Below are 1,580 nucleotides of genomic sequence, written 5' to 3'. Positions count from 1 at the left end.
AGATCGGACGCGGTCGCGCCGGCGATCGTGGTCGAGACGTTGGACTTCGAGGAGTAGCCGACGGTGGTCTGCAGCGCCTGGTTGGCGATCGACTTTGCGCTGTCGATCAGCTTCTGCAGCGAGGTGATGCCGGTGTTGGCGGCCTGCAGCACCTGCACGCCATTGGCGATGCCGTCGAGCAGATTGTTGATGTCGCTCGCGCGGTTGTCGAGCGACTGGGCCGTGAAGAAGTTGGTGGGATTGTCCAGGGCCGAGTTGACGCTCTTGCCGGTCGACAGACGGCTCTGCGTGGTGGCGAGAAGATCAGCGGTGGACTGGAGAGAGAGCAGGTTCTGACGAACCGACGAGGAGAGAACAATACCGGACATAAGCTGTTACCCTTCTGGTACGCAACGCAACAAACTTCGATTAGGATTAATCGATGCGGGGACGGTGAACGTAGGTGGCTAACAAAGCATGAAGCGCGTCGCGCCAGTCCTTGCGCGGATTCACCATATGCGCGACCGAAGAGAAATCGAGCTCAGCCGTATCATCATGATCGAATGGTGTTTTTTCGTGCAATTGCGAGACGTTTGCTACTTGTCAACCATAACTCAGAGTGAGCAAACGGCTGCACCTGAATTGCAGCGTCTTCGTCCCACACCCCGTCTTCGAAGCCTGCGCAAAAAGAGAACGGCGGGGCCGAAGCCCCGCCGTCATGTCTTGCTTGCGATGTTGTCCGCTTGTTAGCGGAGCAGCTGCAGCACGCTCTGCTGCGACTGGTTGGCCAGCGACAGCGCGGAGACCGCGATGGACTGGCGGGTCGACAGCGCCTGGCTGTTGGCCGCTTCAGTGTTGGTGTCGGCCAGGGTCAGGTTGGACGAGCCGGTCTGCAGCACGTTGATCAGGCTCTTGTTGAAGTCCTGACGCACCTGCACCACCGAGAGGTTCGAACCGAGGCTCGAAGCTTCCGAACGCAGCGTGCTCGACGCCGCGTTGAGGTTCGACAGCACCTTGTTGGTGGCGGAGTTGTCGATGAAGTCGACACCGCTGGTCAACGAGGCGAGGCCCAGACCCTTGGAGTTGTAGGTCACACCCGTGATGTTCAGGTTCGACTTGCCGGTCTCGTCGAACACCAGCTTGAGCTGGTCGCCGTTCAAGAGGTTCACACCGTTGAACGAGGAGTCCTGCGAGGTCGTGTCGATCTGGTTCAGGATGTTGTTGTACTGGTTGACCAGGTTCGCACGGGTCGTCTGTGCGACGGTGTCCTGGACGGGGCTGGAAGCCGTCGAGAAGGTCAGCGACGAGGTCAGCGTACCGCCGATCGCACCACCCGCGGCCGCCGAACCAAGCGTCGAAGACGCGTAGTCGTTGGTCGAGGAGATGGTCAGCAGGCCGTTGGCGTCGATCGTGGCAGACAGGTTGTTGGCCTGGAGCTGCGTGTTGAGCTGATCGAGCGTCTTGACCGTGCCGTTGGTGCCGTCGCCGAAGGTGACGTTGACCGCCGTGCCGCCGTTGAAGGAGCTGAAGGTCAAGCTCTTGCCGTTGATGCCACCCGTGCCGGCGCTACGTGCCGCGGTGAAGGCCGAGGCCGTACCGGT

The 1,580-nt window shown here is 60.8% G+C and carries 2 protein-coding genes; both read right to left on the bottom strand.

The window, feature by feature from the left end; all coding sequences use genetic code 11:
- Positions 1-368, bottom strand: a 368-nt coding sequence (locus tag ABIB91_RS41630; RefSeq protein ID WP_502917101.1) for a flagellin N-terminal helical domain-containing protein, incomplete at its 3' end; no start/stop codon positions are given.
- 357 nt (positions 369-725) lie between these two features.
- Positions 726-1,580, bottom strand: an 855-nt coding sequence (locus ABIB91_RS41625; RefSeq protein WP_354172980.1) for a DUF1522 domain-containing protein, incomplete at its 5' end; no start/stop codon positions are given.

It is taken from the genome of Bradyrhizobium sp. JR4.3 (assembly GCF_040547695.1).
GTDB lineage: Bacteria > Pseudomonadota > Alphaproteobacteria > Rhizobiales > Xanthobacteraceae > Bradyrhizobium > Bradyrhizobium canariense.
This window is presented reverse-complemented; position numbering and strand designations above follow the sequence as displayed.